Source organism: Ruegeria sp. BHSB064 (genome assembly GCF_059613205.1).
In genome coordinates this window covers 20560-27630 of sequence record NZ_JBXWSB010000008.1, presented here as the reverse complement: position 1 = coordinate 27630, position 7071 = coordinate 20560, and the positions used below count along the sequence as shown (strand labels likewise).

The 7071-nt window shown below is 52.4% G+C and carries 7 protein-coding genes; 5 read left to right on the top strand and 2 right to left on the bottom strand.

Annotated elements, in window-relative coordinates; genetic code table 11:
- Window positions 1–16 precede the first annotated feature (16 nt).
- On the top strand, window positions 17–496 hold the full coding sequence (locus AC2FNU_RS03330) for an invasion associated locus B family protein (protein WP_496784729.1): 480 nt from the start codon (window positions 17–19) through the stop codon (window positions 494–496).
- A gap of 176 nt (window positions 497–672) precedes the next feature.
- Here AC2FNU_RS03330 and AC2FNU_RS03325 read toward each other — a convergent pair whose 3' ends face one another.
- On the bottom strand, window positions 673–2007 hold the full coding sequence (locus AC2FNU_RS03325; RefSeq protein WP_496784727.1) for a tetratricopeptide repeat protein: 1335 nt from the start codon (window positions 2005–2007) through the stop codon (window positions 673–675).
- A gap of 425 nt (window positions 2008–2432) precedes the next feature.
- Here AC2FNU_RS03325 and AC2FNU_RS03320 point away from each other — a divergent pair, with 425 nt between their 5' ends.
- The 3 genes from AC2FNU_RS03320 (at window position 2433) to AC2FNU_RS03310 (ending at window position 6262) form a co-directional block, all read left to right on the top strand.
- Complete coding sequence (locus AC2FNU_RS03320) at window positions 2433–3695, top strand: DUF3179 domain-containing (seleno)protein (protein WP_496784725.1); 1263 nt, start codon at window positions 2433–2435, stop codon at window positions 3693–3695.
- A gap of 11 nt (window positions 3696–3706) precedes the next feature.
- The gene (locus tag AC2FNU_RS03315) at window positions 3707–5374 is read left to right on the top strand and encodes a sulfatase-like hydrolase/transferase (protein ID WP_496784723.1); all 1668 of its coding nucleotides are present in this window, start codon (window positions 3707–3709) and stop codon (window positions 5372–5374) included.
- Window positions 5375–5443: 69 nt separating this feature from the next.
- A complete protein-coding gene (locus AC2FNU_RS03310) occupies window positions 5444–6262 on the top strand; it encodes a hypothetical protein (protein ID WP_496784721.1) in 819 nt (272 codons plus the stop codon).
- A 56-nt stretch (window positions 6263–6318) separates the two neighbouring features.
- Here the strand turns inward: AC2FNU_RS03310 and AC2FNU_RS03305 are convergent, their stop codons facing one another.
- Complete coding sequence (locus tag AC2FNU_RS03305) at window positions 6319–6693, bottom strand: YkgJ family cysteine cluster protein (protein WP_496784719.1); 375 nt, start codon at window positions 6691–6693, stop codon at window positions 6319–6321.
- A 159-nt stretch (window positions 6694–6852) separates the two neighbouring features.
- Between AC2FNU_RS03305 and AC2FNU_RS03300 the strand changes: the two genes are divergently transcribed.
- The gene (locus tag AC2FNU_RS03300; RefSeq protein ID WP_171105850.1) at window positions 6853–7065 is read left to right on the top strand and encodes a hypothetical protein; all 213 of its coding nucleotides are present in this window, start codon (window positions 6853–6855) and stop codon (window positions 7063–7065) included.
- The last annotated feature ends 6 nt before the right edge of the window (window positions 7066–7071 follow it).

The following is a 7071-nucleotide window of genomic DNA, read 5'->3' as shown; positions in this document are numbered from 1 at the left end:
CATGAGGAACAGCAGAATGAAAACTTGGATTTGTGTCTTGGGCGTCTCAATGGGGCTGGCGCTCCCGCTGGCCGCGCAGGAAGCCGAGGCGCCGCTTTGGTCTGTCAATTGCAGCAATTTGGTCAGTGGAGGTGAGTTGGTTTGCGAGATGACACAAAACATTGTTCTGGCCGAAAACAACCAACGCCTGACCTCGATTGCTTTTGTCAAACCTGCTGGAAGTGACGAGGTTGAGGCCGTACTGACCCTGCCATTTGGGCTGTTGTTTTCCGAAGGGCTGGTGGCAAGTGTTGATGGTACCGAAGTCGCGCAGCCATCTTTTCTGACTTGCGAGGCCCAGGGCTGTTTTGCCCGCTCACCTGTTTCATCGGACTGGATGTCGGCCATGCGCGCCGGGGACCAGTTGACAATTGCAGGGGTCAACCGGATCGGCGAACCGATTACCTTTGTCTATGATCTGGCAGGTTTCAGCAAGGTCTCTGATCTGCTGCCGTAAGATCTTGCTTGGGAGCCAAAAAACTGCGTCAGTCACAGGCAGGCGCAGTTTTTTCGCGGTTGAATTTCACATTTGGCTCAGGGCAGATCTTGTCCAATCCCTGATCTGATCCGGCTTTAGCGGATCTTTACGTCGGTTTGTTCTCGCGCAAAACCTTCATGATGGCTGTGTGATGCCTAAATATCGTTGAGCGCGCTGATTATGTCCTCTGCATGTGACTGATCGGCGAACAGGGCCCGAAGCAAAGTGCTCAGAGGGTAGTCAGGCCAAGCCTCATCCAAGAGTAGAATTGTTGCCTTTGCCCTGTCGTGCTCTCCCAGCCTTTGATAGGCTGCGGCAAGATAACCGATTGAGATGGCGCTGACCGGGTCACCCAATCTGATCGATCTGTTAAACTGGTCGACACAGCCCTGATAATTTCCCAAATGAAAACTCGCCGACGCCAGTACGCTTCGATAAGGGAACCTGCGGTTGGTTGTATCGTAGCCCTGCGCGCGTTTGGCAGACGCGATGGCGCGTTCAAAGTCGCCACCAAACAACGCAAACAAAGCGTCAAAGTTTATGACATGGATATCGTCGGGCGCGAGGCGGATCGCGCGGTTCGAATGGGCCAATGCCGCGTCGAAGTCTCGCTTGGCAAAAGAGACAAGAGCCAGCGCAGAGTGGCTCCATCCTTCACCGGGCGCGAGTTCTACGGCCTTGTCGGCATGCGCCTCTGCTTGAACCAACAAATCGCGCCTCTCTGCTCCGGTCGGAGTGGTAATCGCCAGAATTCCTAACGATTGTGCCGAGCCCGCGTATCCGCCAAAATACGAGTTGTCCAACGCAATGGCACGCTCGAACATACCGCTCACAGCTTGCAATCGGGCACGATCCAGAACCGGAAACATCAATGGGCGCGCTTCGTCAGCCAGATTCATCGCCTGCAGCTTCGTTGGATTGGTGGAAAACAGCGCTTCCCGGACAGCTTGCTGCTTTCTTGCTGCTTCGGATGGGTCTGAGGCGCTTTTCGACTGCTGAGGGTTGAATTGCAGGTACAGTCCAGTGGCGCAAATTATCAGAACACCGATTAGTGCAGCGCTGCGCAGCCAATGGCGACGCGCCCAAGGCTTGCCGTTTTCATGATTGGCTGAAATCACCTCAAACCGGGGCACATATCCTCCGGGATCCACATGAATGCGCAAGCACTCATCCTTGCCGGAATTTGAATAATAGTTTGCCAGCCGCCGACGCATGCGGCCGGCATCTACGCGTACCACGGCCATTGGATCACCGCGCCCACCTAATGATCTGCCATAGACATCCTCGGCAATCGATTTGGCCCGGATGTCGTCGCCGTGGCCTGCCAAAAGAGTTTCAACGACATAGCGCAGAAAGGACTGTAAGCGCTCGGCTCCTTCAAACTCCCGGCTGTTCAAAATAGCGTCCAATGCCTGCCGGATTTCGGGATCCGTCAGGTTTTTTGGGATCGGATCTAGGCCCGATTCTGAATGCAACCCCCTAGATGTCATCACATCAGTCGCTTTTGTGCGCCTCGCAAGCATCTGAAAATAAACATGTTACGTCGCAACATACGTTAAGATACCTGAATATGTAAATGAATTTCGACGATACTTGAGCGGAAAGGAGGGGGAATAGCCTTTTCGCTGAGGCCTAACAGAGATCAGGCACCTTGGGGATCGACATGGTTTCATTGACATTAGTGTTTCCGGAACAAACGAACGAAATCGGCCGTCTACGCAGTTCGGACACGGTGTTTGCTCAGATCTGTGCCGACTATGAAAGCTTGACAGCTCTGCTGCCTTGCGACGCCAGCGATCCAACTTACGCAGATTTAACCAATAGCCTTCGGGGGCTTGAGGACGAAATTCGGCTTTACCTCGCGTCCAAATCAGATTCCTCCGAAGGCTAACCAACCGCAGGAAAGGTGATCCAAATGCTGGCCAACTTTTTGTTTTATTTGGGTCTGATCATATCGCTGTCTATTGGCTTCATGTATTTCCGCGACCTCGGAGATATCAGCCAGATGGTGTTGAAGGTGAAGCGGAACAATATGATCCGGTTCATTCGAAACGAAAACACCTATATCGCAGTTGGTATAGGCGGGCTGGCTTTGATGCTATTGGGGCATCTGATGGGCGGCGGCCCGGGTTGGTTGTTCTTCCTTGGCGCGCCCGCCGTGACGCTTCTTATTGTGTTCCTGTTCGTTTTCCCCTGGATCTGGGTTCACATTGGCCTGCGGAACCAACAAGACAGCGCCAGATACTTTCCGATTTCTGAAGCCAAGCAATTCATCAACCCTTCGGCAAGCGTTCTAGTGATCGAAAACAACGGTCATGCCCGTGCCCATTCCGATGCGCAGTTGATGCGCCCGCATTTGGCAGGAAATTCTGAGGGGCTGGGTGGCGACGATATTGTCATGACGTACTGCGCCATGGCCAATCTGGGTCTGGCGTACAAACCGCAGATCAATGGCAAACGGCTTGATCTTGAAGTCATGGCCCAGCACGGCAACAACCTGATCCTGCGAGACAACACGACGGGCGAACCCATCCAGCAGATTTATGGCCGTTTTGACAGCGACCCATCCGAGCAATCTGCCATGCAGCCCTGGCCTACTTTTCGGATGAGTTTTCGTGGCTTCCAAAAAGCATACCCGGAAGGCGAAGTGTTTTTGAACAAACCCTCATCAAACCCTTTGCTTCGGCTCTTTGACCTTTTCACCGAAACCGTATTCGCCTCGGGGATTGCGAAACAGCATCAGGAGGAAGCGCCGGTCATGGACAATATGAGCCATAGCGATGACCGGTTGCCCAACAAAACCTATGTTTGGGGCGTAACAATAGCTGGCGACGCTGTCTGCTGGACCGATGATTTCATTGCCGAGCATCACGGGTTGATCAATGCGACCGTGGGCGGCCGTGATGTCGTGGTTGCTTATGACCCGGTCTATGAAAGCGTGGGTGTTTGGTACAATGACAGCGGCGCTCCGGTAACGGAAATAGATTTCTTCGGCAATTCAAATTGCGGAAAGCTCAGCCGCGTCGAAACCCTGAGGTCCGGGATGTTCTGGCATGTCTGGGTCGAGTTTTTTCCGGCTACAGATATCAACCGCATTGGAGCTGAAACACTGGACGCAGCCCAATCTCAGCACCCCCCGACATCCGAACCCGAAACAGAACCGAAACAAAGCCAATGAGTGGAGGCGACATGAGACAAGTGGTTTACCTATCCGCGAGCATATGTATCGCAGCTCAAACGTTGACGGCGCAGGAAGCGCCCATCATTCACGACGCTGAGTATTACATACTGCAAGCCCAGCACGCCGAAAAATGGGCCGAGGATGATGCTGCGGTTGACGCTCTGCTTTCCGAGTTTCGGGAGCGCAATAATGGCAATCCGCCAAATATCGTTTCCATCCTGATTGATGATCTTGGTTTCGGGGATATGGGTATACCGGAACTCAACGCAGTACGAGGCATTGAAACTCCGAACATCAATCAATTCTCGGACGAAGGTATGCGGATGGTGCGAATGTACACCGAACCATCCTGTACTCCGACACGGGTTGCACAAATGACTGGGCGTCTTCCAGTACGCATGGGAATGGGCAACACGACTGTGGATATAGCGGGCTTCGGTCTTCCAGGAAAGGAAGTCACTCTTGCTGAGGTTCTTAAAGAAGCTGGCTATGCCACCAGCCATGTAGGTAAATGGCACATGGGTGACATCGCTGAGAGCTGGGCGATGAACCAGGGTTTCGATTACGCACAACATGCGATCCACCAACAAGGTCAGCTTACGATTTTCAACGACGATGCCATTCGCGAGCAAGTCTCAGTTGGTATCGGAGATTTTGTCCCTGATTACGTGCTCGACGAGTGGTTCCGCCCAGACGCTTCAGCAATGATGACCGTCATCGAAGGCGAGGCAGGTGGACCAATCATGGAGATTCGAATGCAACCAGGCGAGCGTTGGGGCGCATTGAAATACGATGAGATGAACCAAGCGTATCAAGACAAAACGATAGAAGAGCTAAGACGTCTTGCTACCGGTAAGCAACCATTCTTCCTTCAATACTGGCCGATGATCCCACTACATAACACGCGCACTGGACGAACTGGGCCAGAGTCACCCAATGGGGGCCTCTACGCCGATAAGCTCCAGTTGCTCGATGAATACCTCGGGGAAATCTTCGCCGAAATGGAAAATCTGGACGTCGCGAATAACACTGTGGTTGTTGTCATGGGTGACAATGGACATTTCACCAAATACTCACCTCAATCCGGCTTCACACCGATGATCTACAAAGGTGGCAAAGGCGACACCACCGAAGGCGGGGTTCGAGTTGACGCCTTTATTCGCTGGCCTGGTGTTATCGGCCCAGATTCAATGGTTAACAACATCTTACACGTCTCCGATCTCTATACGACACTGTCACGTATTGCTGGCGCAGATGGGTTCATCCCGCGCGATCGGCTGGTAGATGGCGTCGATCAGTCAGCTTCGATTTTGTTCGCTGATGAATCCAAAGGTCGCCGAGACTCGTTGATCGTGTATAACATTGATAAACCCGGAGCGATCATTAAGGATAAATTCCGAATGAACCTGCCGAAGGACCTCACAAACGGTATTTTGGCAGACTTCATAGACATTTATCGCGACACTCACGAAAAGTACCCTGTCTCGACTGAAGTCGGCGCTTGGGGAGGTCAGGAATTCGTTCGAATTCTCGCTCGTCACCAAGCCCGGAAGGAAAAATTCCCTGACGAGAAGCCCGCCTTCGGCATCCCTTACGAGGGGATTGAAAACATTCGCCCTGAAACCGCCGCGGCCGTTGAGGCTTTCAAAATCAAACAATCCTCGGTCAGCAAATGAGGTGCGTTTCGCACAAGCAGCGCCAGCGTGTCCTGTTCCTGTGGAAGTGAAAAGCTAGGAGATTGGTAAATGAACTTTAATACATCTGCTTGCGTCGTCAGCACGATAACTCTGTCCTGTCTGCTTGCTTGTGGCGCGTCGGCCCAATCTCTGCCCGCAAAGGGACAGGATGACGAAGGCTGGCGGCATACTCTTGGATTTTACTTATTCACACCACTCAGAACCACCGGAACATCCACGGTCGCAGGTGTATCGGCCGATCTTGATCTGGATCTGGGCGACGTGTTGGAAGTTCTCGATTTCGCGGCTGCGGGGCGTTACGAAGCCTGGATTGGTGACCTGGGTATTCTCGTTGACGCCAACTATGTAGGGATAGAAGAGGACGCGACGTTGCCAGGACCGCTTGGGTCGTCGGTGAACGTGGACGTACGGCAAAAATGGTTTGCGGTCTTAGGCGCTTATCGAATTGCAGACGGCACCTATGGCACCGCCAATCAACGCTATACTGTCGATCTTCAGGGTGGCATTCGATACAACTCGATCCGGCAAGAGATCGATATCACAACACCAGGGCCAACCACACCACCTGTTTTGGGAGGGGACCAGGGCTGGGTCGAACCGGTCATCGGTGCCCGCGGCATGTGGCGATTGAACGAACGATGGACGGCTGTTACGTCAATCGACCTTGGTGGTTTCGGGGCTGGCGGCAATGATCTTCAGGTCGGGGCGAATGTTGGCTTTGATTATCAGCCCTGGGACAGAACATCGATTATTTTTGGCTATCGCTATTTCAGCGTTGATTACAGTGACACGCTGAGCACGGGTGCGTTTGCCTATGATGTGACCCAACACGGGCCTTACTTTGGATTGAAATACTATTTCAATTGAGGGGCAAGTTTGAGGGTCTCCGCAAGGCAATGCTTTGACGATCGTCAGGTCGCTTGTCAGGCAGACGGAATATGATCTTCGTTTTTGTGCAGATTTCTTTCAAACGACAGAAAGTCATAGTACCCGCACCGGTCGCCATGTGGATACGCACGGCAGGCCTTGGGCCGCGCGTCGTATACCGTGCAGATGCGTCGATCTTGGTCGAAGAACACGCATATCTTTTTGTAGACGCGGTCAGCCTTATGCATAAGCTTCAAAGGGTATCGGCTGCGCCCACTGAACATCCCAAACTTGGTGTATTTTGAGATCAGCTTCTCTTCTGAGATGCCCAAATACGAACACAGCCTAAAGACGTCGGGGGCCAGCAGGTCGATTTCATCGTAGGTGCAACAAAACCCGGGGCATTTGGTGCAATCGTAGTTGGCCGCCATTTTTACCCCTTAAAGTTTGCTGTTTGGTCTCTGCCTCTGGCAGAGAAATTTTGATTATCGGCATGTGGTCAGAAAGTTGACTGTGCATCTGGGATAGAAACTAAAACCTTGACCGATTGGATGCGCAAGCTCATTCTCCTGATCAGAAAGGGAGATACCATGAGTGATTTAACTGTTTTTGTACAAGAAGCTGATTTGAATGAACTGCCCATTGCCCATCTCAACAAGATTGAAGAAATTCTTTTGCGTTCGCAGGATAGCGCTGTGCAGCAACTGGAAAACATCACCACAGCGATTAAGCTGATCAATGACAACCGCCAAAGACGTGATGGCGGTGGTGGTGTTAAGAAAAACCCGAACAATAAAGGCTGATCCCGG